This window comes from Burkholderia sp. Ax-1720, from assembly GCF_011753035.1.
Lineage (GTDB): Bacteria > Pseudomonadota > Gammaproteobacteria > Burkholderiales > Burkholderiaceae > Burkholderia > Burkholderia gladioli.
This window is the reverse complement of record NZ_VWWK01000073.1, coordinates 1-20,367: the sequence shown is the minus strand read 5'-3', so window position 1 is coordinate 20,367 and position 20,367 is coordinate 1. Positions and strand designations below refer to the sequence as shown.

General features: G+C 59.4%; 22 protein-coding genes and 1 pseudogene. 11 read left to right on the top strand and 12 right to left on the bottom strand.

Features of this window, described 5'->3' with window-relative positions; translation table 11 throughout:
• Nucleotides 1–16: 16 nt before the first annotated feature.
• On the bottom strand, nucleotides 17–520 hold the full coding sequence (locus F3J18_RS20680; RefSeq protein WP_013697872.1) for a universal stress protein: 504 nt from the start codon (nucleotides 518–520) through the stop codon (nucleotides 17–19).
• A gap of 220 nt (nucleotides 521–740) precedes the next feature.
• Here F3J18_RS20680 and nodI point away from each other — a divergent pair, with 220 nt between their 5' ends.
• Nucleotides 741–1,655 carry a nodulation factor ABC transporter ATP-binding protein NodI gene (gene nodI / locus F3J18_RS20675; protein ID WP_166913922.1) on the top strand — a complete coding sequence of 305 codons (915 nt, stop codon included), beginning with the start codon at nucleotides 741–743 and terminating at the stop codon, nucleotides 1,653–1,655.
• A 7-nt stretch (nucleotides 1,656–1,662) separates the two neighbouring features.
• Nucleotides 1,663–2,499 (top strand): ABC transporter permease, encoded by an 837-nt coding sequence (locus tag F3J18_RS20670; protein ID WP_166913920.1) that lies wholly within the window; start codon nucleotides 1,663–1,665, stop codon nucleotides 2,497–2,499.
• 62 nt (nucleotides 2,500–2,561) lie between these two features.
• Here F3J18_RS20670 and F3J18_RS20665 read toward each other — a convergent pair whose 3' ends face one another.
• The 4 genes from F3J18_RS20665 to F3J18_RS20650 form a co-directional block, all read right to left on the bottom strand.
• Nucleotides 2,562–2,984, bottom strand: coding sequence for a hypothetical protein (locus F3J18_RS20665; RefSeq protein ID WP_025098070.1), 423 nt, complete (start codon nucleotides 2,982–2,984; stop codon nucleotides 2,562–2,564).
• Between the two features lie 115 nt (nucleotides 2,985–3,099).
• Nucleotides 3,100–4,161, bottom strand: coding sequence for a permease (locus F3J18_RS20660; RefSeq protein ID WP_025098071.1), 1,062 nt, complete (start codon nucleotides 4,159–4,161; stop codon nucleotides 3,100–3,102).
• 247 nt (nucleotides 4,162–4,408) lie between these two features.
• Entirely contained in the window at nucleotides 4,409–5,287 is an 879-nt protein-coding gene (locus tag F3J18_RS20655; protein WP_166913918.1) for a neutral zinc metallopeptidase, read from the bottom strand.
• 102 nt (nucleotides 5,288–5,389) lie between these two features.
• Nucleotides 5,390–5,827, bottom strand: a complete 438-nt coding sequence (locus F3J18_RS20650; protein ID WP_025098073.1) for a PaaI family thioesterase — start codon at nucleotides 5,825–5,827, stop codon at nucleotides 5,390–5,392.
• A gap of 155 nt (nucleotides 5,828–5,982) precedes the next feature.
• Here F3J18_RS20650 and F3J18_RS20645 point away from each other — a divergent pair, with 155 nt between their 5' ends.
• The 3 genes from F3J18_RS20645 (at nucleotide 5,983) to F3J18_RS20635 (ending at nucleotide 9,014) form a co-directional block, all read left to right on the top strand.
• The gene (locus F3J18_RS20645; RefSeq protein WP_013697865.1) at nucleotides 5,983–6,459 is read left to right on the top strand and encodes a helix-turn-helix domain-containing protein; all 477 of its coding nucleotides are present in this window, start codon (nucleotides 5,983–5,985) and stop codon (nucleotides 6,457–6,459) included.
• 1,291 nt (nucleotides 6,460–7,750) lie between these two features.
• Nucleotides 7,751–8,431 (top strand): DUF5343 domain-containing protein, encoded by a 681-nt coding sequence (locus tag F3J18_RS20640; RefSeq protein ID WP_166913915.1) that lies wholly within the window; start codon nucleotides 7,751–7,753, stop codon nucleotides 8,429–8,431.
• Nucleotide 8,432: 1 nt separating this feature from the next.
• Nucleotides 8,433–9,014, top strand: coding sequence for a Swt1 family HEPN domain-containing protein (locus tag F3J18_RS20635; RefSeq protein ID WP_166913914.1), 582 nt, complete (start codon nucleotides 8,433–8,435; stop codon nucleotides 9,012–9,014).
• A gap of 165 nt (nucleotides 9,015–9,179) precedes the next feature.
• On the opposite strand, the gene F3J18_RS20630 is transcribed toward F3J18_RS20635, so the two are convergent.
• Both F3J18_RS20630 and F3J18_RS20625 read right to left on the bottom strand, forming a co-directional pair.
• Nucleotides 9,180–9,704, bottom strand: a complete 525-nt coding sequence (locus F3J18_RS20630; RefSeq protein ID WP_240154629.1) for a hypothetical protein — start codon at nucleotides 9,702–9,704, stop codon at nucleotides 9,180–9,182.
• A 508-nt stretch (nucleotides 9,705–10,212) separates the two neighbouring features.
• Nucleotides 10,213–12,888, bottom strand: a complete 2,676-nt coding sequence (locus F3J18_RS20625; RefSeq protein WP_166913912.1) for a TIR domain-containing protein — start codon at nucleotides 12,886–12,888, stop codon at nucleotides 10,213–10,215.
• A 765-nt stretch (nucleotides 12,889–13,653) separates the two neighbouring features.
• On the opposite strand from F3J18_RS20625, the gene F3J18_RS38580 reads away from it, so the two are divergent.
• From F3J18_RS38580 to F3J18_RS20615, 3 genes are read left to right on the top strand one after another with little or no spacing between them, the layout of a single operon-like run.
• A complete protein-coding gene (locus tag F3J18_RS38580) occupies nucleotides 13,654–13,854 on the top strand; it encodes a tlde1 domain-containing protein (protein WP_275691131.1) in 201 nt (66 codons plus the stop codon).
• Nucleotides 13,851–14,063 (top strand): tlde1 domain-containing protein, encoded by a 213-nt coding sequence (locus tag F3J18_RS38575; protein WP_279610653.1) that lies wholly within the window; start codon nucleotides 13,851–13,853, stop codon nucleotides 14,061–14,063. The genes F3J18_RS38580 and F3J18_RS38575 overlap by 4 nt, the downstream gene beginning before the upstream one ends.
• Nucleotides 14,060–14,347, top strand: a complete 288-nt coding sequence (locus F3J18_RS20615) for a hypothetical protein (protein WP_166913910.1) — start codon at nucleotides 14,060–14,062, stop codon at nucleotides 14,345–14,347. Before F3J18_RS38575 ends, F3J18_RS20615 begins: the two co-directional genes overlap by 4 nt.
• A 39-nt stretch (nucleotides 14,348–14,386) precedes the next feature.
• On the opposite strand, the gene F3J18_RS20610 is transcribed toward F3J18_RS20615, so the two are convergent.
• The 5 genes and pseudogenes from F3J18_RS20610 to F3J18_RS37855 all read right to left on the bottom strand — a co-directional run.
• Nucleotides 14,387–15,172 carry a DNA adenine methylase gene (locus F3J18_RS20610; protein ID WP_166913908.1) on the bottom strand — a complete coding sequence of 262 codons (786 nt, stop codon included), beginning with the start codon at nucleotides 15,170–15,172 and terminating at the stop codon, nucleotides 14,387–14,389.
• Nucleotides 15,173–15,332: 160 nt separating this feature from the next.
• Nucleotides 15,333–15,956 carry a hypothetical protein gene (locus tag F3J18_RS20605; protein ID WP_205195514.1) on the bottom strand — a complete coding sequence of 208 codons (624 nt, stop codon included), beginning with the start codon at nucleotides 15,954–15,956 and terminating at the stop codon, nucleotides 15,333–15,335.
• Between the two features lie 2 nt (nucleotides 15,957–15,958).
• Nucleotides 15,959–16,195: a putative peptidoglycan-binding domain-containing protein gene (locus F3J18_RS20600; protein WP_345891750.1), complete on the bottom strand. Its 237-nt coding sequence runs from the start codon at nucleotides 16,193–16,195 to the stop codon at nucleotides 15,959–15,961.
• 91 nt (nucleotides 16,196–16,286) lie between these two features.
• On the bottom strand, nucleotides 16,287–17,930 hold the full coding sequence (locus F3J18_RS20595; protein ID WP_345891749.1) for a terminase gpA endonuclease subunit: 1,644 nt from the start codon (nucleotides 17,928–17,930) through the stop codon (nucleotides 16,287–16,289).
• A 28-nt stretch (nucleotides 17,931–17,958) separates the two neighbouring features.
• Nucleotides 17,959–18,363, bottom strand: a pseudogene (locus tag F3J18_RS37855) (MarR family transcriptional regulator); the annotation flags it as partial.
• A gap of 469 nt (nucleotides 18,364–18,832) precedes the next feature.
• Between F3J18_RS37855 and F3J18_RS20590 the strand changes: the two are divergent.
• The 3 genes from F3J18_RS20590 to F3J18_RS20580 all read left to right on the top strand — a co-directional run.
• The gene (locus tag F3J18_RS20590; protein ID WP_166913902.1) at nucleotides 18,833–19,261 is read left to right on the top strand and encodes a transcriptional regulator; all 429 of its coding nucleotides are present in this window, start codon (nucleotides 18,833–18,835) and stop codon (nucleotides 19,259–19,261) included.
• A gap of 454 nt (nucleotides 19,262–19,715) precedes the next feature.
• Nucleotides 19,716–19,958 (top strand): hypothetical protein, encoded by a 243-nt coding sequence (locus tag F3J18_RS20585; protein ID WP_020381211.1) that lies wholly within the window; start codon nucleotides 19,716–19,718, stop codon nucleotides 19,956–19,958.
• 49 nt (nucleotides 19,959–20,007) lie between these two features.
• On the top strand, nucleotides 20,008–20,367 hold a 360-nt coding region (locus tag F3J18_RS20580; protein WP_240154627.1), incomplete at its 3' end, for a beta-hexosaminidase.

Sequence of the window (20,367 nt, the reverse complement as noted above, 5' to 3'; positions counted from 1 at the left end):
CCGCCGATACCCTGATCTATGCAGCGCCGCTGCCGGCGAGAGCCGCTTCGCGCTCCTTGGCACGCTCCTCGCGCTGCTCGTCCGACGAGGAGCAGGCCACCAGGATGCTGCAGGACACGCGGTCGAGCAGTTGCGTATTGCCCGCGCCCATCCACCAGCGCGACAGGCCGCTGCGGCAGCGGTGGCCGACCACCACCAGGTCGACATTCAAGGCCTTCGCGAGGTTCGCGATCTCCTCGATCGGATAACCGAAGGCGAAATGGCCTTGCGCCTGCACGCCGCGCTCGGTCAGCCAGTCCACCCCTTCCTGCAGGATCTCGCGCGCCGTCTCCTCGAAGCGGCCGCAGGCGACGTCGGTCAGCAGGCCCGCGCTTTGCGCGATGGTCGAGCGCATGTCGACCACCGACAGCAGGTGTGTCTCGGCCTTCAGCTCGAGCGCGAGATCCGCGCCGCAGCGCAGGGCCTTGCGGCCCTCGAGCGTGCCGTCGTAGCACAGCAGGATTTTCTGGTAACTGGCCATGATCGCCTCCATCGCGACGTCGGGTCGTTGATTCATCATCGTGCGCCGCAATTCAGGATGCAAGGGATGGAAAACACCCACAGGCGATTTCCGTATCGACGGCACGTCGATGCCGCATCGCGGTGCAGGCTTGCACGATCCGGGCGCCGCCCAGGAGCCGAAATCGGGACTCGATGCACTAGAATGGCCGCTTCGTGTCGACTCTTACGCCGCCCTGCCCATGTCCGTCGCCCCGATCGAATTCCAGCAGGTCAAAAAACATTTCGGCGACAAGCTCGTCGTCGACGGCCTGTCGTTCAACGTGCAGCGCGGCGAGTGCTTCGGCCTGCTCGGGCCGAACGGCGCCGGCAAGACCACCACGCTGCGCATGCTGCTCGGCATCACCTGGCCCGACGCGGGCACGATCCGACTGTGCGGCGAGCCGGTGCCGTCGCGTGCGCGGCACGCGCGGCAGCGCGTCGGCGTGGTGCCGCAGTTCGACAATCTCGATCCCGATTTCAGCGTGCGCGAGAACCTGCTGGTGTTCAGCCGTTATTTCGGGCAATCGGCGCGCGAGGCGCGCGCGCTGGTGCCATCGCTGCTCGAATTCGCCAAGCTCGAGAGCAAGGCCGACGCGAAGGTCGGCGAGCTGTCGGGCGGCATGAAGCGCCGGCTCACGCTGGCGCGCGCGCTGGTCAACGATCCCGACGTGCTGGTGCTCGACGAGCCGACCACCGGGCTCGATCCGCAGGCGCGGCACCTGATGTGGGAGCGCCTGCGCTCGCTGCTCGCGCGCGGCAAGACCATCCTGCTGACCACCCATTTCATGGAAGAGGCCGAGCGGCTGTGCGACCGGCTCTGCGTGATCGAGGCCGGGCGCAAGATCGCCGAGGGCGCGCCGCCGGCGCTGATCGAAAGCGAGATCGGCTGCGACGTGGTGGAGATCTACGGCCCCGATCCGCAAGCCTTGCGCGCGGAGCTGACGCCGCTCGCCTCGCGCGCCGAGATCAGCGGCGAGACGCTGTTCTGCTATGCCGACGATCCGGCGCCGCTGATCCAGGCCCTGCGCGGCCGCGCCGGGCTGCGCTATCTGCACCGGCCCGCCAATCTCGAGGATGTGTTCCTGCGGCTCACCGGCCGCGACATGCAGGACTGAACGATCGATGGATACCCGCCACCACGCCGCCACCGGCACCCACGCCAACCCGCAACCGGGCTCGCGCTTCGCGATCGCCCTGCCCGCCAATGCCGTCAACTGGATGGCCGTCTGGCGCCGCAACTACCTGGTCTGGAAAAAGCTGGCCTTCGCCTCGATGATCGGCAATCTCGCCGATCCGATGATCTATCTGTTCGGGCTGGGGCTGGGGCTCGGCCTGATGGTCGGCCATGTCGACGGCGTGTCCTACATCGCCTTCCTGGCGGCCGGCACGGTCGGCTCGAGCGTGATGATGTCGGCCAGTTTCGAGGCGATGTATTCGGGATTTTCGCGCATGCACGTGCAGCGCACCTGGGAAGCGATCATGCATACGCCGCTCGCGCTCGGCGACATCGTTCTCGGCGAGATCGTCTGGGCCGCCAGCAAGGCGATGCTGTCGGGCACCGCGATCATGCTGGTGGCGAGCGTGCTCGGTTACGCCGCGTTTCCGTCGCTGCTGGCGGCGCTGCCCGTGATCGCGCTCGCGGGGCTCGCGTTCGCGAGCATCGCGATGGTGGTGACGGCGATCGCGCCGTCCTACGACTTCTTCATGTTCTACCAGACGCTGGCGCTCACGCCGATGCTGCTGCTCTCGGGCGTGTTCTTCCCGGTCTCGCAGCTGCCCTCGCTGGCCCGGCATGCCGCGCATGCGCTGCCGCTGGCCAATGCCGTCGACCTGATCCGCCCCGCGATGCTGGGGCGGCCCGCCGAGGACGTCGCCCTGCATGCGGGCGTGCTGGCCGCCTATGCGCTGGGCGGCTTCGTGGTTTCCGCCTGGCTGTTCCGGCGGCGCATGATGCGCTGAACGCCCTGCCCGCCGCCAGGCACGGCGGCATGGCGGCCGACGCCGGGCACCGGCAACGGCGCTCAGGCGTCGTCGTCGCCCCAGGGCATCTCGACGTCGGTCAGGAAGGCCACGGTGGCGATCGGGCCGCCTTCGTGGCGGCCGAGCTTGCCGTCGGCGCGATGCCATTCGACGCGGAACATGGTGCCCGGATCGTCGGCCATCAGATACACCGAGCGCAGCTCCTCCTCGTCCGCGTCCTCGACGGGACCGTCGAACGAGACCCGCATCCGCTGCGGCCACAGGCCATTGGCCGGGTCATAGATGCGCTCGCCCTGCGGGATGTCGATGCTGGCCTCGACACCGATCGTCGAGGAAGCCTCGATGATCATCTTGCCGAGCGCGTTCAAGACGGCCGTCGCGCGCGCGGAATTGGCCTGGCGGATCGCGAGGTCGCCCCGCGTCAATGCCTGTTCGAGTTTCGGGTGAATCTTCTGTTGCTTCATGCGTAATCCTGATTGCTTCGGGGAATGCCGCCGCGAACTCGCGACGGCGGTCGAATCTTCGTGTTCATGCTGGATGGCGCGATGGCGCAAACCGCCCTCGTCACCTGCCGGCCGGTCAGAAACCCAGCGCCACGGCCGCGAATCCACCCGCGATGCCGAAGGCGACCACCAGCGCCGCGACCAGCAGCAACGTGCGTGCCGGGAACGAGCGCCACAGCATCGCCAGCGAGGGCACGCTGACGGGCGGCAAGGTCATCAGCAGCGCCGCGGCCGGGCCGACGCCCACGCCGAGCGCCAGCATCGCCTGCACGATCGGCACCTCGCCGGCGGTCGGGATCACGAACAGCATCCCGGCCAGCGCGAAGGCGACGATCCACAGCACCGCATTGCCGACGTCGGCGCCCACGTGCGGGAACAGCCAGGCGCGCGCCGCGCCGAGCAGCAGCACCAGCACGATGTACTCGGGGATCAGGCGCAGCGTCATGCGCGCCAGCAGCTTGATCCAGCGGACGAAGGCATTGCCCTCCGCCTGCTGCCCGGCGGCCAGCCGCGCCAGCGTGGCCTCGTCGACCGGCCGCGCGTCGCCGGCAGCCAGGCGGTTCAGCAGGTAGCCGATGCCGAACACCATCACCACGCCGAACACGATCCGCAGCGCCGTCCATTGCCAGCCGAGCACGAAACCCATGAACACCAGCGTGGCCGGGTTCAGCACCGTGTTGCCGAGCCAGAACGCCACCGCGCCGCCCGGCGAGGCCTGGCGCGCGCGCAGGCCGGCCACCACCGGCGCCGCGCAGCAGGTGCACATCATGCCCGGCAGGGACAGCAGGCCGCCCGCCACCACGCTGCCGAAGCCGGTGCGGCCCAGCAGGCGCGCGATCGCGCGGGCCGGCAGCAGCGCCTGGATCGCCGAGCCGAGCAGCAGGCCCAGCACCATCGCCTGCCAGATCGCCTTGCCGTAGGCCCAGGCATAGTCGAGCGCGGCCTGCCACGAGGGCGAGGGAGCGCTGGCGGCGCTGCCCATCAGGATCGATTGCCCGATCGAATGATGCTCGGCCGCGACGAAGGCGCGGTGGTAATACGGCGACCACTTCACGTAAAAGAGCCCGACGATCGCGATCAGCGCGAACGTCACCCAGCCAAGCGCCGGGGAGGTGGTGGTGGAGCGGTTCGTGTTCATGTACGTCGCGGCGTGCGGATTCGTTGTCGATGGCGGGCTCGCTCGGCCCGCCCTGCCGGGGCCCGGCGCGCGGTGATGCCCAGGCGCCCGGCGATGCCGGCCACCGATTGCACCGGATGCGCGGCGAAACGCGGATTATCGCATGCGGCACGCATCCGGCGACGTTGCGACGCGATCGATGTCGATCGCGATGCGTCGACGGCGTCCGCGGCGCCGGCCGCCCGGCCAGGGCAACTGCCCCGGCGGCTCAGCGCGAGGCGAAGGTATCGCAGTCGCGCACGTCGCCGCGCTGCATGCCGCGGCGCAGCCAGGCCACGCGCTGCTCGCTGGTGCCGTGCGTGAAGGCATCGGGCACCACATAACCCTGGCTGCGGCGCTGCAGCGTGTCGTCGCCGATCGCGGCGGCCGTCTTCAGGCCCTGCTCGAATTCGCCCGGCTCGATCAGTTGCCGGTTGGCCTGTTGCGCGTTGTAGGCCCACACGCCGGCGAAACAGTCGGCCTGCAGCTCGAGCCGCACCGACAGCCGGTTCGCCTGCGCCTCGGTCAGCCGCTGGCGCGCCGCGTCGACGCGATCCGAGATGCCGAGCAGCTTCTGGACATGGTGGCCGACCTCGTGCGCGATCACGTAGGCCTGCGCGAAATCGCCGCCCGCGCCGAATTTCTGGCGCAGTTCGTCGTAAAAACCGAGATCGATATAGACCTTGCGATCCGCCGGGCAGTAGAACGGCCCCATCGCGGTCTGGCCGGTGCCGCAGGCGGTCGAGGTGGCGTGCTCGAACATCACCAGCGTGGGCGGGGAATAGTCGCGATGGAGCTGGCTCGGGAAGATGCCCGACCAGGTGCGTTCGATGTTGCCGAGCACCTTGCGGGTGAAGACGGCGCGTGGGTCGTCGCGCCGGGCATTCGATTGCGTGTTGGCGGAAGGCGCCGGCGCCTGGCCCGCGTGCTGGCCCTGCAGCATTGCCGCGCCCTGCAGCACGACGCGCGGATCGATGCCGAACAGGTAGGAGGCGGCCAGCGCGACCACGATCGTGCCGATGCCGATCGTCGCGCCCCGCCCCGATCCGCCGAAGCCGCCGCGGCGGTCCTCGACATTCCGGCTTTCGGCTTCGTCATCGAGACGCATCGTCGCTCCGCTCATCAAGGCCGCGGCTGCCGGGACGCGCCGCGAGATGCCCGAAGTATAGCCAAGCGGAAGTCGCGCGAGGCGCCCGTGATGCCCGCCGGCTCAGTCGGGACGCCGGATGAAGCAGGTCGCCGAGCCCTGCGCGATGATCTTGTCGTCGGGGGTCTTGATCGTGCCTTCGGCCACGCCGAGCGTGCGCGACAGATGCGTGACGCGCCCCTCCGCGATCAGCTCGACGTCGCGCGGCACCGGGCGCAGCATCTTCACGTGCAGGTCGACCGTGCCGTAACCCACGCCCTGGTCGAGCATCGAATGCACCGCGCAACCCGTCACCGAATCGAGTACCGTGGCGGCGAAACCGCCATGCACGCCGCCCAGCGGATTCAGGTGCCGCTCGTCGGCGCGCGCGGTCATCCGGACATAACCGAGTTCGACCGAATCGATCTGCATCGGCATCGTCTCGGTGATCGACGGCGCGGGAACGTTCCCGGCCTGGGCGGCGCGCAGCAAGTCGATACCGGAAAAATCGAGCGGTTTCATGGCGTTTCTCCTCGTGGTCCGGCGGGAACAATGCCGTAGTTAGTTCCAAAACAGAACGCATTATTCTTTGCAGGTTTGGCAGTGTCAACGCGGGGATTGCCGGTTCGAGTGTCCGTTCTATAATCGAACTCACTTTGCAGTCGATCGGAGCAGGTATGAAATGGGACGAGGTGGGCGAGATTCCGTGCTCGGTGGCACGCACGCTGGCCGTGCTGGGCGATCGCTGGACCATGCTGGTGCTGCGCAACGCCTTCTTCGGCGTGCGGCGCTTCGATGCCTTCCAGGCCCAGCTCGGCGTCACCAGGCATGTGCTGGCCGAGCGGCTGGCGCGGCTCGTCGACGAGGGCATCTTCGTCAAGCTGCGCTACCAGGAACGCCCGCCGCGCTATGAATACAAGCTCTCCGAGAAGGGGCGCGACCTGTATCCGGTGCTGCTGGCGCTGACCGCCTGGGGCGATCGCTGGAAGGATGAAGGCGCGGGGCCGCCGGTCCTGCTGCGGCACCGCAGCTGCGGCCATCTGGTCAAGCCGGTGATGGTCTGCTCGGAATGCGGGGAACCGCTCGATCCGCGCGAAATCGAGCCCTTGCCGGGTCCGGGCCTGCAGTTGACGCCGGTCGGCGAAACGCACTGAGCGGCATTGCGCGCGGGCGATCGGGATGTCGATCGGGCTGCCCTGCTGGCCAGGCAGGCGCCGCGCCGGGATTAAATCCGAGGAATTAACAATCGATACAAATATGCACAATCGAAACGCAAAGTGCCGTTGGCACGTCACCTATACTGTCTGAGCGTCGTCTCCTCGTGCCAAAGGATCGATCGCAAAGAAAGCCCCGGCCGCTTCGCGGTTCGGGGCTTTCACCATTTCGGGCGCTGGCATGCGCACGAGACGACGCTGGCGACCCTGACGACGCGCATAAAAAAGCCCGCTTCGGTTTTGACGAAGCGGGCCAAACTCAAAGCAGCCGAGGCAAGTCAGCTACGTGATGAAGGATAGCGGCAGGCCGCGCAAAATCCTTTGCCCTATTCCGCGAGAATTTGCGGGAAATCAATTTCGAGGTGCGGAAGTTCGCTTGGGCGTGCAGGGGTTCGGAGAGCGAGGCTGGTTCGAGTCGAGCCATCGGGGCATTCGAGCGTATCGCGACTAGCCGGAAACGGCTCGGGACGTCATTTTCCCGTCGTCTTATAATGTCGCCTTCGCGCCTCATTGCGCGATAAGCCGCCGCGAGACCCCGTCCGGCGGCAGAGCAGTGCACCGCCGCGCACCGCCCCGATTCACTCGACTGGATTCAGTTGGAAAGCAGGAAGATTCAATGAAAGCTACACCTCGGCGCCTGTCGGTTGCACCGATGATGGATCGGGCCGACCAAATCGCTGAGAACCCCGTATTTGTTAGCTCTTGGTATGTTTTTCGACGGATGTAGCACTGATGTAGCACTGGATGAGATCGCTTCGGTCGACATATCCGACCGTTAGCGCTCTCGTCAGCCAGCAACACCAATGATGCTGCAGTATCAGTGCTCTAGTTGGCCCGGCTTAAGAACGTCAAGCTATGCCAAAACTTACGCTACCTTGTTTAGAGACCGATCGCCACCGCCCCTCACCGCCATAGGGGGCTCCCGCGACAGCAACGTCCACTATCGGAGTCTAGCCGCCTGTCATTAAGCTCGGATGCCCGCCACTTGTCGGCCGAAGCGGGCAGTCGGGCTCAACGTCGAGCGACGGTCATACTTGACGTGCACTTCAAAAAGCATAGGCGGCGGTCGGCCGAGGTCAAAAAGATGACTGTTGCGAACCCGACTTGACAAAATGACGGCAGCGGCACTAAATATCACGGTCTTTACTTGCCTAACCGGTTGCGTCTGCATGCGCCATAAAAGCAATTAATGAACAAGCGAATATGATCTCACTAGACAACGAGGCACTCAATGGCTTCACTTCCATACGTCACCGCAACCGGAAATGTCGACAAGGCACTATCAGCAATTAAACAAGCAGCGACGCCAACATCAGTTAGCCAAGATTTCGTAAAGACCGTTTTAAACATTCGCGGAGGTTCAGGCAATCAAATAACTTCGTTCTTAAGAAAAATTGGATTCGCAGGAGCAGACGGCACACCAACGTCAATCTATACACGCTTTCGAAGCACAGATAGTGAAGCATCTGGTGGTGCAGCAGCTGAGGCGCTGAAAATTGGGTACTCCGCGCTGTACAAAAGAAACGAATATATGCATCAACTCTCTGATGAAAAATTAAAGGGACTAATAATCGAGGAGACAGGCGCGGGAGGGGAATCAAGTGTTGTCAATCTAATTATCAACTGCATTAAATCAATTAAAAAATATGCAAACTTTGACATCACAAATACAACAACAATTACAGAGCCCAGAGCGGAAATCGGATTTATTAACAATAATCTAAACCACCTAAGAGAGAGAGACAAAGAACAAGGAGGCGCCAACGGAAGTGCTCCATCTCAAGATAGTAGCATCGGGCTAAATTTGTCCTACACTATCAACCTTAATCTCCCAGCCACCTCGGATATCGCAGTTTTTAACGCAATATTCAAGAGTCTCAAAGAAAATCTGCTAAGAAATTCCAACGACTAACATGGAAGATCAACTTCGTTCATTCGGGATGTCAGGATATCTTCTGACCGACGAGCTTCGCAATGTCGAAAGGCAGTTTAATGTTGAACTCGGGCATGCGCCCATGACAGTGGCTGCTGAAGTGCCGACGGATTACTATCCTCAATTCGAGAGGGATGTGCGCCGCGAGGCTGCAGAAATGGCTCGTCACTTCGAAGTGTTTTATTGTCTTGAGCGATCGATCCGAAGTTTGATCTCTGAAACCCTTCAAGACGCACTTGGCGATGCCTGGTGGAGCAGCGGAAAAATACCTTCTAACATTGCGTCGGCCGTTAAAGACCGCCAACAGAAAGAACTCGATAGCGGCATGACCCGCAGGTCCGACGCCGCGATTGATTACACGACTTTCGGAGAGCTATCTGTAATAATCACATCAAATTGGGAATTATTCGGAACAGTTTTGAAAAGTCCCAAGGCGGTTGAGCGCGTAATGAATAACTTGAATATGCTTCGCGGCCCAATTGCGCATTGCTGCCCCATTAGTGAGGACGAAGTAATGCGCCTTGGGCTCACTGTCAAAGATTGGTTCAGACTTATCGGCTGACACTTATCGAAATCCGTTAATTTCAGCATCGACCATCTGGACCAACGGAAACGACCTCCATCTATTTCACTCAGAAGCCATTTGCAAGGCGAAGCCGCCATCTCGACGTCTGATCAACACAAAATATTACCATCCGAAGCCCGGCTACACCGACAAACCCTTGATTTAGCACACTAAACCCCGAAGATCGGACAAAACCTTAAACCACGGAAATGTTTTAATCAAAACTATTAAATGAAGAGCAAAGAAAACCCAAGGCACACCAGCCTCAATGTGCGATATAGGTCGATAAAGACCTGGGTTTCCACCCCGTTGAATTGACTCCCATTCGGCATAGTACGGACTTATTGGCAGAAGTTTTTCTATTTCATGCACAACCCCCCACTTAGCCGAATTTAAATTTCGGTACGACGTTATGATTGAATACCAAAGAAACGTCAACGCCACACCAGCAACAGCGAGAAGCCAGAGATAGTCCGAAGAATCTTTCGAAGTCAGATAGCCGACAAATGCGAGGATAGCCGAATTCACACTAAGAAAATACGAATTCGCAGCAGTACGCCGCTGACTGACCCGATCAGCCATTTCGACATAAAGCTTATACTGATCTAGCAAGTGAGAATACCACTTCTCATTATCCGGATAGTTTTTTTTATCAGCAACATCATTCCACAGCCTGCTTTTTGGCATGCTCGACATCATCATTCACCATAAATTAACATTTTTAGATTACCCGAGTCCACTTACAAATCCATCCACCACAGCAGTAGATAGCCCTAGCGGCTTGGAAATTTTGGCGTTTGCCCCGGGGAGAAAGTAGCTTCCCTGAATTTCTTCACGATCTTAAATTCGATATCAACTCCACTGCATTGTACGCTTCAGCTTCACAAATCAAGCAACATCGACTCTGCGGCTCTTCTCACGGACCTTTATTTCGAGCTAACCGTCATGCGCTCCTTCACCTGCGAATACTAACTACTTAAAGAAACTCCGGATATTTTGTACCGCAAACTTAAAACACCGCAGATCAAAACCGCAACCACACCAGAAATATAAAAATATTATCTTTTATCTCTTTATGCACAATTACATTTTCCCTAAAAAAATAACTCAACTCAGATCACGACAAATAATCAACAACAGGAACAATAGAACTTAACATTCCAAAATATTTTATAGCACTGCTCTTTGCGCTCGCTCACATCCTATCCAAACGAGAGTAATCAGTAACCTTACCACCTAATCGACCATGGTCGACGATCATCTTTGTCAGCATTTGGCGAAACCCATCATTTACGAGATCTCGATGCTCTCGCAATAATCGGCGAGCATCTTCCTGGTTGATTCGTGCATGAGAAATAACAGCGACCACTAGAGCATCTTTCAGATGCACCCTATTGCCTACATCACCAACGCGAAGAGTCTCCTCCGCTTCCTTTATTAATTCTTGGGCGTGGTTAGAAGTTTGATCAAATAATCTTAGATACCATCGCCGGGCGATCGTGGGGGGAAATTTCTTCAACTCAATAGCTTGATCAGTGAACCGGATAGCCTCCGTTAAGTTCAAAATTTTAGATTCACCAGATTGCACTTTCTTGTAAGAAAGGATACGAGAAATATCTGCACGCCTAACAAGGTGGAAATCTTGACTTGAACGTCGGCACATTTCAGTTAACAAGTCCAGCAATTCGTCTATCTTTTTTACTTCCTGCTGGAATGTACGCGAAGGCCCGTCAAATAGCGCCCCTTCCAGACGGGCCAACCTCGCACGTATAACTCCGTTCAAGTTGTGAACAACTTTCATTTGTTCATAAGCTTCCTCTGCTATTGAAACCGCGCGATCATAGGCGGGAGGATCTAAGCGGAGGAGCGCCCGAGAAAGCTCTGTAAGAACGGCCCCGCGCTGCCGTTCAGCGAAGCGCACATGATGAAGTAGTCGGCGTGCCCTCTCAAAACTCCGAACTGCATCACGGGAACGCCATCGGACACGCGCTTCAAATCCATCTAAGAACTCAACCATCGCTTCGGCTTGAACTGACCGGGACTTAACGGCACCATCTCGCAAGAACGAACGCGCTACAGCAACGTCATCGAATCTTTCAATGCGAGCTGCCGCAAGCCCATAGTAACGAGCAATTTCAATTTGAGTGAGAGGATCAAGGTTAGTCCCGTCCTTCAATCGGCGCATAGCCCGCTGAAGAATTGAATGGGCTATTGGGAATTCATTGCTTGTATATCTTTCAAGACCAGCTTTGAATAAAGTCGCAGTCGTCAGATAGGAGGCAAGCTCAACCGGCACAGGCGCATTGGTTCGCAATTGCGCGGCAACCTTGTTGCTGGCAAAGACTGCACCATACTCGTCGTTTTCGGTGATTATTTCGCGAGCGAATCCACCAAGCACGGAATCGACCTCCTCTTTACTTAGCCCGCCGGACCACAGTGCATCGCCTAGACGCCGCTGCACCAAGGGCGGGATGCGATATATGTCACCCGACAAGTGCTCGACGAGACCGTAGTCTCGGAGTTGATAGAGATCGTACGTTTCGGTGGTGCTCCGGCTAGCAAAAATAGCGTCTAACGTCTGTTTGCTCGTCGCACCAAGTCGCTCGATGAGCCTCAGCGCAAGCAAATCGCCGGGCCTTCCTTTAAGTTGGCCGACAAGATGACCGATGAGAGCAGAGATATTGGCAGAAAAAATATCCGCCTCTCGATCCGCTATCCGCCCCAAGAAGTCAAGCGTTGGTTCCGTGGACATCGCATACATGATCGCATGACAAAGACTTGGACTGCTCCCGCTAACGCGGGCAACTATCTTTCGTCGCTCTTCTGTCCATCTTCCAGGATTGGAATCTTCCTGGGAAAGTTTATGCACTAGCTCATTCATTTCATCTTCGTCAAGACCCTGCACACGGGTTCTAGCGCTTAGCGGATAGAGTCGCATCTGCGCGTCGCTAACAGGATTTGGAACCACGACGAAGGCCAAGGGGGCATTTCCGGGTGGAATATTGCCAAAAACGTCAGCAAGCCAGGGCGGAAGTGTCCCGGAATCTGTCCCAGTGAATCGACTTAAAACGATGACGTAGTAGCTTTTGCTCTCGCCTGCTATAAACAGTGCTGTACGGATTGCCTTACCAACACCATCTCTCTTGCCCTGCGCCGCTTTGAGGATTTCCTGACGCTGTTTTGGCGTGGCATGGTCATGCAAACGCAACAGCAAATCTTCCGGACCCTCAGTAGTGTCAAGAGGCACATACCGCGGAGTAAGGTTCACATGAGCCGTAGTCATGTACTGGCGTAGTGCAGTCCTCCGACCGTCGCCTTCGAATCCCCAAACTAAACAGAATTGGACCGTTTGATAGTTGGGCCGGGAAAGCGCTGCCTTGAACTGCGCGAGCAAACCGGGTCGCACAACAAGCGCTCGATCGATCAATCTAGCTTTCGCCAGCTTTCGACGGATGTTCTCAACTACCCGTTGTGGATCTTCACCTTGAAATACAGATCGCTCGTATCGCCAGCGCCCAAGCATATATTCGGTACTCGAATTGATTGGGTTAGTCCATTCCCTTTGAATATCTGGACTCCTTCGCGTCGTTGGTACAATCAGCAAGTCTGCATCGTGCCCAGCCTCGACGGTTTTTTTGAAAATTGCAAGCTCTTGTCTAGCGTGCTCACTCTTTAAATAGTCGTTTGACCAAAACAGCACAAATACTCTACAGCCCTGCACCTCAGCCTCAATTTCCGGGCGAAAATTAGTACCTTCTTCACCACTGCGTTGATAGAAATATACCATCGGATCAGGAAGAAGATCCTTAACTGCCTTTGCAAACCTCGTGTCAGCTTCACCGCCCATCGAAAAAAATACCGGCTTTGCCATCGCACTCCCCCGTTCAAATTTGAAAACACTTTATGATTGGCAACTATGCAACTTAAATCCCAAACCTGACTTTGGCAATGTTGGATTCTGGATTGTACTGCCCCACCGAAGACAAATCGATTAATGGCTACAATTAAATTTGTTTAGCACCACCTGTATGTCCATAACCTGGCGACGATTCCTGCAAGACAATCTATAGCTGTCGTTGGTGAGCGGTGGCTTCTGGCAATCGCTAGCGACGACTGACACAGATCTTCGACTAGAAACCTCACTGGGGCAAGCACAGATTCTACAGATCTCATGTTTTCATAGCTCACGCTTGGAGAACGCGCTGAGCACCGGCAATTTCGGCTCCGGAGTTCCCCCGACTCGCTAGCTGCGCAGTTACATAAGCACGCATACTACCCCCAAATTTCGTCATGGCACCCTCCCTTGATCCGCACTGTATATTTATAAAAAATACTGCACCACATTATTTTCATCTGCGATTTCATCAGTTCAACGACATATCGCGTTTCCGGCACTACTTCCTTTCCACTAACGTGCATATGCTCATCCGAAATAGATACACTGCGTCTGTGTAGACGCTGTGATAACTAGCCAAACGAGGTCGAGAAGTTGTACGCGTCGTCGCCAAGTGGGAACTGGCGGACCGCCCGCTGTAGCCCCGCTCCAATCGGCGGTTCTAGAGAAGTATGCGAGCCTGCGAACTCAATCATAGGGATCCCTGGCCACACCACGCAGGGGCTCGGCCCCGGTTTCGGGATGGTTCCCGCTTTTTCTGACAAGAACAACGAACGCAATAAACCCAACGCGATCAGAATAGAAGGAGCCGGTCCAATCCCGAAAGGGACGTACCACATCCTCGACCGACAAGCGGGCGGCCACGCTGGCTGTACGACGCCTAAGGCAAGTATGGGTGGGGCACCACCGATCACACTAAATGGTTTGCCTTGTGGAATGTGAGCACTGGCGACTCGACTTATGTCGGGAAAGTGAAACGCGGACATTTTCGCCTGCACCTGATGGGGCCGCGCCGTTTGAGCGAAAGGTGTATTACCGTGACAAACCCGACGACGTTCGATCGCCTTGCCGACTTTCTCCGATCGAGCGGCGCGGATCTGCCAGCGCCCGGTTCGTCATTCAAAGCCTATGGAACGGTTGAAGTGAAATGAAGAAATTCGGATTGCTCGCGTTGAATATCGTGGTGACGTTGCTCGGCGGCTGGATTCTCGCGCACGTCATCGTCGCGATGACGGATGACATGCCCGAGTGGCTGGAATCCGCGCTCACCATTGTGCTTCACGCGACGCGCCAGGACCAACTCGCGAACCCTGTCGACCTGCCAGCGCTTGGCATGCTGGCGATACTGATCGCGTCGATCATCGTTTGCGGCCTGCTTGTCTGGATCGCGAATGTCGCAATCGGCCGCGCTCGAACCCGTCGAGCCCAGGCGTAACGACATCGCGCGAGCAGGCTGCCCCGCTCGCGCCACGCCTTAGAATAATCCAGCCGGCTCGGCGCCGACATCCCAGCTCGAAATGATCACCTCATGGCGGCTCGCGGCCTCCAGGCCCACTGTGTACTGGATCGGCACCGTCTCGATGTGGAATCCATCGAACACCCGCCGGATCTCAGGGTGATCGTTCAAGCTCACGATCGCCCGGCCTTTGAGCGTCCGTAGGCGCTCGGCCAGCTTCTCGTATTGCTCGAACGGAAACGCTACGCCATACCCCGCCGTGTCGAGATACGGCGGGTCCAAGTAGAACAGCGTATGCGGGCGATCGTATCGATCGATGCACTCGGCCCAATCCAGGCGCTCGATATACGCACCGGAGAGCCGCAGATGCGCCGCTGACAGATCCTCTTCCAGCCGGATCAGGTTCAAGCTCGGCGGGGTGGCTGTCCTCGTGCCGAACGTCTGCCCCTCCAGCTTGCCGCCAAAGCAACTTTTCTGCAGGTAGTAGAACCTCGCCGCACGCTGGATATCGGTGAGACTTTCCGGGACCGTCTGCTTGAGCCATTCGAACACCTGACGGCTCGTCAGCGCCCATTTAAACTGCCGTACAAACTCCTCCAGATGGTGCTGCACCACCCGATACAGGTTGATCAGTTCCCCGTTGATGTCGTTGATCACCTCGACCTTGGCCGGCGGCCGAAGGAAGTACAACGCAGCCCCGCCCGCGAAAACCTCGACGTAGCACTCGTGCGCAGGAAAACGGGGAATCAGGATGTCTGCCAGACGACGCTTGCCGCCGAGCCAGGGAATGATGGGTTCCGCCATGGTGAAAGCCTTTTTTAAACTTGGTGTAGAATCCGGCCCGCCTACCGGTAGGTAACAGGGCCTTGGCTGATTCACTGGCCTACACAGTGGAAAGGCGGCCGGCCGACGTGTTCCACCACGTCGACCGGCCGCCCTGTTCTTCCTCAGCGCTTGCGCGCGATCAAAGTGACTTATCCGCCTCACCTCCTCGGACCACGCCCGCGCTCACGGTAATGTCCGGCGACACCGCGAAACGCGTGATCTCAGCTGTTTGCTTGTCCGCCCGCGACGACGAGCCGAAGAAATACTCCTTCGAGCCGATCACCATCGTGATCAGCACGCCGAGCAGTGTGTCGAGCGTGCTTTTCACGACGTCAGGCATCCGGATCTCGCCGATCGCCAGATAGAACTCCAATCCGATCACCACGAACAGCGCCATCGTGTACATGTAGGCCAGATTACGCGCCGTATGATCGTGCTCGGACGCCGCATACTGCCGGGCACTCGCGCGATCGTCGGCCGCGACCTTGTCGGCCTGCACCTGGATGCCGGCCAGATTCTCCGCATGCGCGAAGCCGGCTTGCCGCATCTTCAGCTCGAAGTCCGCGTCGGCCTGCTTCAGCGCGAGTAGTTGCTCGGGCGTCACCGACTGGCCGGACAGCGCCGACGTCACTGCCTCGACCGACCCATCGCCCAGGCCCAGCCGGTCAGCAATCGCCGACGCGGCCATGGCCGCGACACCGGGGACGCCACCCGTCAATGCCGTGACGAGCCACGGCGCCACCGTTTTCAGAATGTCGAGCATGCTCACACCCCCAGCGCGCGGTTGAGTTGCCAGCCATACTCGAACGCCTCGTTCTCCGGGCGGCGCTCGGCCAGCTCGATGTAGAACACCGACTGCTGCGCGGCGATCATGCCGTACAGCACGCGATGCCCGTCCGCCCCCCGCTGCTGCAAAAACGCCTTCAGCGCGGCGAGGGTCATCGGGCCGATACCACCATCGGCCGCGATGTCCGGGAACGCCTTGCCGCCCTGGTTCAGCACGTTGTCGGCGTACTGCACCTCCAGCTCGCCCTTGGCGATTGCCGACTGGACGCGCTCCAGATCCTGCCTCGTGTATGCCATCCTCTACCTCCTAGCGCCGCCCGAGATAGCTCGACCGGCCCATGCGACGTCCCTGAATGCGCGAAACCCCGCTCGGTGGCGGGGTTTCGGCGGGTTTGATTTGCTGCGGCACCGGCTGAGTAGGCACCGGCTGCGTAGGCGCCGGCTCCGCTGTCTCGGACGGTACCAACTCGGCTGGCGGATCCGGCACTTCCTCGATCGGCAACGCGGACGGCAGCGCTTCCAGAATCGGCACTGCCTCGAACAACGACGACTGCGAGATGCGGACCTGCTCCACGCTCCAGTGCGCTTCCGTCATCAAGTGCGTTTTCACGCTGCGGGCCGCATGCAGGGCGTAGACCTCGCAGTCCAGCGCCTCGTTGCGGGCGCCGGCCTTCTTCTGCCAGACCCGCTTCGAACCGATGCGCCCAGGCACCTTCACCTCGGCCGTGACCTGCGACAGGTAGTCGGAGCGCACGCCGACATGCCAATGCATGCGCCCCGGCCCCTCGCCGTCCAGCTTGAAACGATTCTCGAGTATCAGGTCTTTCGCCTTGCTCACGCCCACCATGAACGGGCGCAAGCCATACTTCGCCGCCTTGCTGTTGTTCCGCGTCGAGTCGACCGACTGCTTCGGTACGCTGAAAACCTCCGCGTTCGCATCGGTACTGCCCTTGATCGCCATGACATTCAGACCGGCTCGCCGCGCGGCTCGCACGTACTTGTAGACGGCGTCCGACGTCGAGCCGTCCGACGAGTCGATCGACATCGCGCGGATCCGGAGCACACCGCCCGTCTCGTGGCGATAGCCACTCATCAGCATCTCGGTCAGTGCGCCCCATACACCACCTTCGAGAGGATTCTCGTCTTGATGCAGCACGTTGCCGTGAATCTCGTCCCACACGACCAGCCAGCTTTCCTCGCCGCGCCCCCATGCACGCAGAACGAGCGCGATCCGATCGTGCTGTACATCGACGCCCAGCGTCAGCAGCAGACCGCCGGCCGGCACCGTGAATGCCGCGTAGGGCATCGCGCGCTCGGCCAGCTCATCCAGCTCATGCGGCACCTCGGCGTCGTCGCTCCACGTGACGTTTTCCCAGGCCAGTTCATGCTCTTCGCCGCAGTCCGGGCACGGCACCAGATACACACGCTGATCGGATCCGCCATACGCCTGCTGGATGCGCGAGAAGCCGTCGACCGTCGGCGTGCCGCCGAAGATCACCTTGCGCCGGCTATCCGAATAGCTCTTGTTCCGTTCCTCCAACAGCGTGATGGAGTCGCCCTGCTCGCGCACGTTCGCGTTCGCGTCGTCGGGCTCCTCCACCGCGACCACCGGCGCTGGCGTCGACTTCACGTCGTCCGGCGCATTCGAGGTGATGAACTTCAGGAAGCCGCGCGGGTAAGTCTTGTGGTCCCAGAGGTTGTTCTTGTCGCGGGCCGCGTGGACCGGCAGCTTTGCCGACAGCCGGGGCGTGACCTCGACCATTGGCTCGAACTTCTCCATGTTGAACTTCTTCGCCGACTTCTCCTTGGCGAACATGATGATCATCGGGCACGGGTCCACATCGATGCGCCGGCCGACGTAGTTCAGCAGCACACCGTCCGTCCAGGCGACCTGCGCCGACTTCATGCACACGACTTTCTGCACGGTCGGATCGTCGAGGGCGTCGTGCATGCCGAACACCCAGGGCGTGATACTCGGGTTATACCGCCCAGGCGTCGCCGTCGCCTTCGCACTCATCCGCCGATGCTTGCGCGCCCATTCCGTCGTCCCGATCCGCTCCGGTGGCCGCAGCAGAAGCGCGAGCCGACGAATCACCTGGCGGACCGTCTGACTGGTATTGAGAAAGCTGTTCAAGGCATCCATAGACATGCTCGTTTAGCCATTCAACGTCCACCTCGACGCCGTACAGCGTGCGTAGCTCCTGCACGATCTTGTCGGACAGCGCCAGGAGTTCGGTTTGAAATGCGCCGACCATCTGGCCGTACGCCTGTTCGAGTTGCGCCGCGTTGACCAACTGGCTGCGCTTCTCGGCCAGCGTCAGCAGCTTGATCTCGCGATCAACGCGCTCGGTCATCGCCCGTTCGGCCACCAGATCGATGCCGGTTCGGCGACGCCACCCGGCGTGTTGCGCACAGACGTATAGAGGACGTCCAGCCATTCCGTGCTGTCGTATTGGCAGGTCATAGTGGGAGATTGGTAGACAGTGGCTTTCATCCTGTCGCGTGCTCACGTCCGCAACTACGATACGACTCGTGAAGTACGCAACCGGCTACGAAGACGCAACGGCAACGGGTCACTGAGGCTCGCCGTGCGAATTCAGAGAAGCGAACAGGTCCGGGCGGGCGAGCTTCAAAAACAACAACCGCGCGCGAGGAATCCCGTTACGACGCCACTCCGACACGGAAGGCATCCGAACTTCACAAAGTTGGGCGGTTGCGGCCGTTCCACCAAATGCATCGATCACGGCGCACGCGTACGAGTCTCGATTCGAGGGCGTATTCATGCCGCCATGTTAGGCGTTCCTTACAAAAAAAGCAAGGCATTCCTAATTCTCAATCAGTTAGGCTTTCCTAATGACGACACTAGCCGAACGCCTGGAACAGGCAATGAAGTTGCCGCCGGAAAAAAAGGCGGCCGATCTGGCGCGAGCGTGCCGAGTGCGAGCGCCCTCGGTCAGCGACTGGTTAAGCGGTAAGACAAAGAAGATGGAAGGCGCAAATTTGCTGCTTGCTGCCGAATTTTTGAATGTCGATCCCTGGTGGCTTGCCACGGGCGAAGGACGAATGGAGCGGCGCGCGAACGCGCCTGCACCGCTGAGGCAGTCGACGCTGAGCCCGCACACCCAAGCGCTTATTGACGCCCTCGGCAGGGCCGATGAGATTGGCTTGCCGCCCAAGGCGTTCGTGGCTCTGCTTCAAACCCTTAAGGTGTTTGAAGATCTGCGCGGACAGCATACTGATGATCTTCTCGATCTGAACTCGCCTGGCCCGCAAGGGGAGTAAGGTTCCAATCGAATGCAGCCGCCCTGCGGTGCGCTACGACCTTATCAGACCTTATCCCACGTCCTCTGATTGGACCTCCAAGCAACTCAACCACCCAATCGAAGTCATCACTCTCGTGCGGGCCAACGACCCGCACCAGTACACCGATCCGTGACCGGTTTTTGCAGCGGCTGACAATCGCCACATCACCCGGCTTGCAGCGCAATTCCACTGTTGACATCCCCTCGCGACACGCACTCTCAGTAATATTTACCCATAACTACTGTACAAACATACAGTTCTCAGGCGTAAATATACAACACCTTTCATAAAAATCCGCTGGGCTTACGCCCTCCTGCTGGAGATAGCTGTTTCGAGATCACATAAAAAGTTAGGAATTCCTATTGCGCAAAGAAGAAGGAATGCCTAACATTCGACTCCATTGCTGCCGCTTGGGCAGCCATAGGAGAAGCCCATGAAAATGCTTGATCATCAGTCCGCCAATCGCCAGGAATGGCTCCACACCCAGCAAGCACCGCGCGTCATCGCGTCCGACGTAGCTCGGCAAAGCAACTTTGAGAAATCCACGATCGTCCGCGTCGTGGTTGTTGTGGTGCTCCTGATCATCGCGGTCGACCTCGCGCAGGAAGTGCCGTACGAAGCACAGCCATCCTCGCCGACCGAAGCACAGCCGGCCGCACGCCACCTCACTGCCTAACTGCCCCGCTTATGCCGGGGTACTCCCCGGCGCCATGGAGATCATGACCATGCCGCGCACCAAGCTCAAAGCCCCCCTTCACCTCGACGCTGCTCGTCGAGACACGCTCGGATTGCGTAGCGTTGCCCACTACGATCGCAACGCTAAGCGCGCCCCCGGCCAGTTCCTCGTCGGCAAGTACCTTGTCCGCTGCCGCCCTATCCCCGACAGTCTGAACACGCTGTATTCGATCCTCGACGGGAGCGAAATCGCCGGCACGCAGATGTCGATCCCGTCCGAGGGCGACTGCGCCCAGGCGGTAAAGCGGCTGCGTGACAAGAAGCGCGCAGCGGCCAAGACGGCCTCAATGGCAATCCGCAAGGCGAAGAAGCGCGGCAACGGCCAACGTCAGACGGACACGGAGACTGCG

What these genes read in the sequence shown, in the direction of transcription:
- F3J18_RS20610 (WP_166913908.1), bottom strand. Translation starts at nt 15,172, where the DNA reads ATGGCGGAACCCATCATTCCCTGGCTCGGCGGCAAGCGTCGTCTGGCA.
- nodI (WP_166913922.1), top strand. Translation starts at nt 741, where the DNA reads ATGTCCGTCGCCCCGATCGAATTCCAGCAGGTCAAAAAACATTTCGGC.
- F3J18_RS20625 (WP_166913912.1), bottom strand. Translation starts at nt 12,888, where the DNA reads ATGGCAAAGCCGGTATTTTTTTCGATGGGCGGTGAAGCTGACACGAGG.
- F3J18_RS20615 (WP_166913910.1), top strand. Translation starts at nt 14,060, where the DNA reads ATGAAGAAATTCGGATTGCTCGCGTTGAATATCGTGGTGACGTTGCTC.
- F3J18_RS20645 (WP_013697865.1), top strand. Translation starts at nt 5,983, where the DNA reads ATGAAATGGGACGAGGTGGGCGAGATTCCGTGCTCGGTGGCACGCACG.
- F3J18_RS20585 (WP_020381211.1), top strand. Translation starts at nt 19,716, where the DNA reads ATGAAAATGCTTGATCATCAGTCCGCCAATCGCCAGGAATGGCTCCAC.
- F3J18_RS20605 (WP_205195514.1), bottom strand. Translation starts at nt 15,956, where the DNA reads ATGCTCGACATTCTGAAAACGGTGGCGCCGTGGCTCGTCACGGCATTG.
- F3J18_RS20655 (WP_166913918.1), bottom strand. Translation starts at nt 5,287, where the DNA reads ATGCGTCTCGATGACGAAGCCGAAAGCCGGAATGTCGAGGACCGCCGC.
- F3J18_RS20670 (WP_166913920.1), top strand. Translation starts at nt 1,663, where the DNA reads ATGGATACCCGCCACCACGCCGCCACCGGCACCCACGCCAACCCGCAA.
- F3J18_RS20660 (WP_025098071.1), bottom strand. Translation starts at nt 4,161, where the DNA reads ATGAACACGAACCGCTCCACCACCACCTCCCCGGCGCTTGGCTGGGTG.
- F3J18_RS20665 (WP_025098070.1), bottom strand. Translation starts at nt 2,984, where the DNA reads ATGAAGCAACAGAAGATTCACCCGAAACTCGAACAGGCATTGACGCGG.
- F3J18_RS20590 (WP_166913902.1), top strand. Translation starts at nt 18,833, where the DNA reads ATGACGACACTAGCCGAACGCCTGGAACAGGCAATGAAGTTGCCGCCG.
- F3J18_RS38580 (WP_275691131.1), top strand. Translation starts at nt 13,654, where the DNA reads ATGGTTCCCGCTTTTTCTGACAAGAACAACGAACGCAATAAACCCAAC.
- F3J18_RS20630 (WP_240154629.1), bottom strand. Translation starts at nt 9,704, where the DNA reads ATGCCAAAAAGCAGGCTGTGGAATGATGTTGCTGATAAAAAAAACTAT.
- F3J18_RS20640 (WP_166913915.1), top strand. Translation starts at nt 7,751, where the DNA reads ATGGCTTCACTTCCATACGTCACCGCAACCGGAAATGTCGACAAGGCA.
- F3J18_RS20635 (WP_166913914.1), top strand. Translation starts at nt 8,433, where the DNA reads ATGGAAGATCAACTTCGTTCATTCGGGATGTCAGGATATCTTCTGACC.
- F3J18_RS20650 (WP_025098073.1), bottom strand. Translation starts at nt 5,827, where the DNA reads ATGAAACCGCTCGATTTTTCCGGTATCGACTTGCTGCGCGCCGCCCAG.
- F3J18_RS20680 (WP_013697872.1), bottom strand. Translation starts at nt 520, where the DNA reads ATGGCCAGTTACCAGAAAATCCTGCTGTGCTACGACGGCACGCTCGAG.
- F3J18_RS20595 (WP_345891749.1), bottom strand. Translation starts at nt 17,930, where the DNA reads ATGCACGACGCCCTCGACGATCCGACCGTGCAGAAAGTCGTGTGCATG.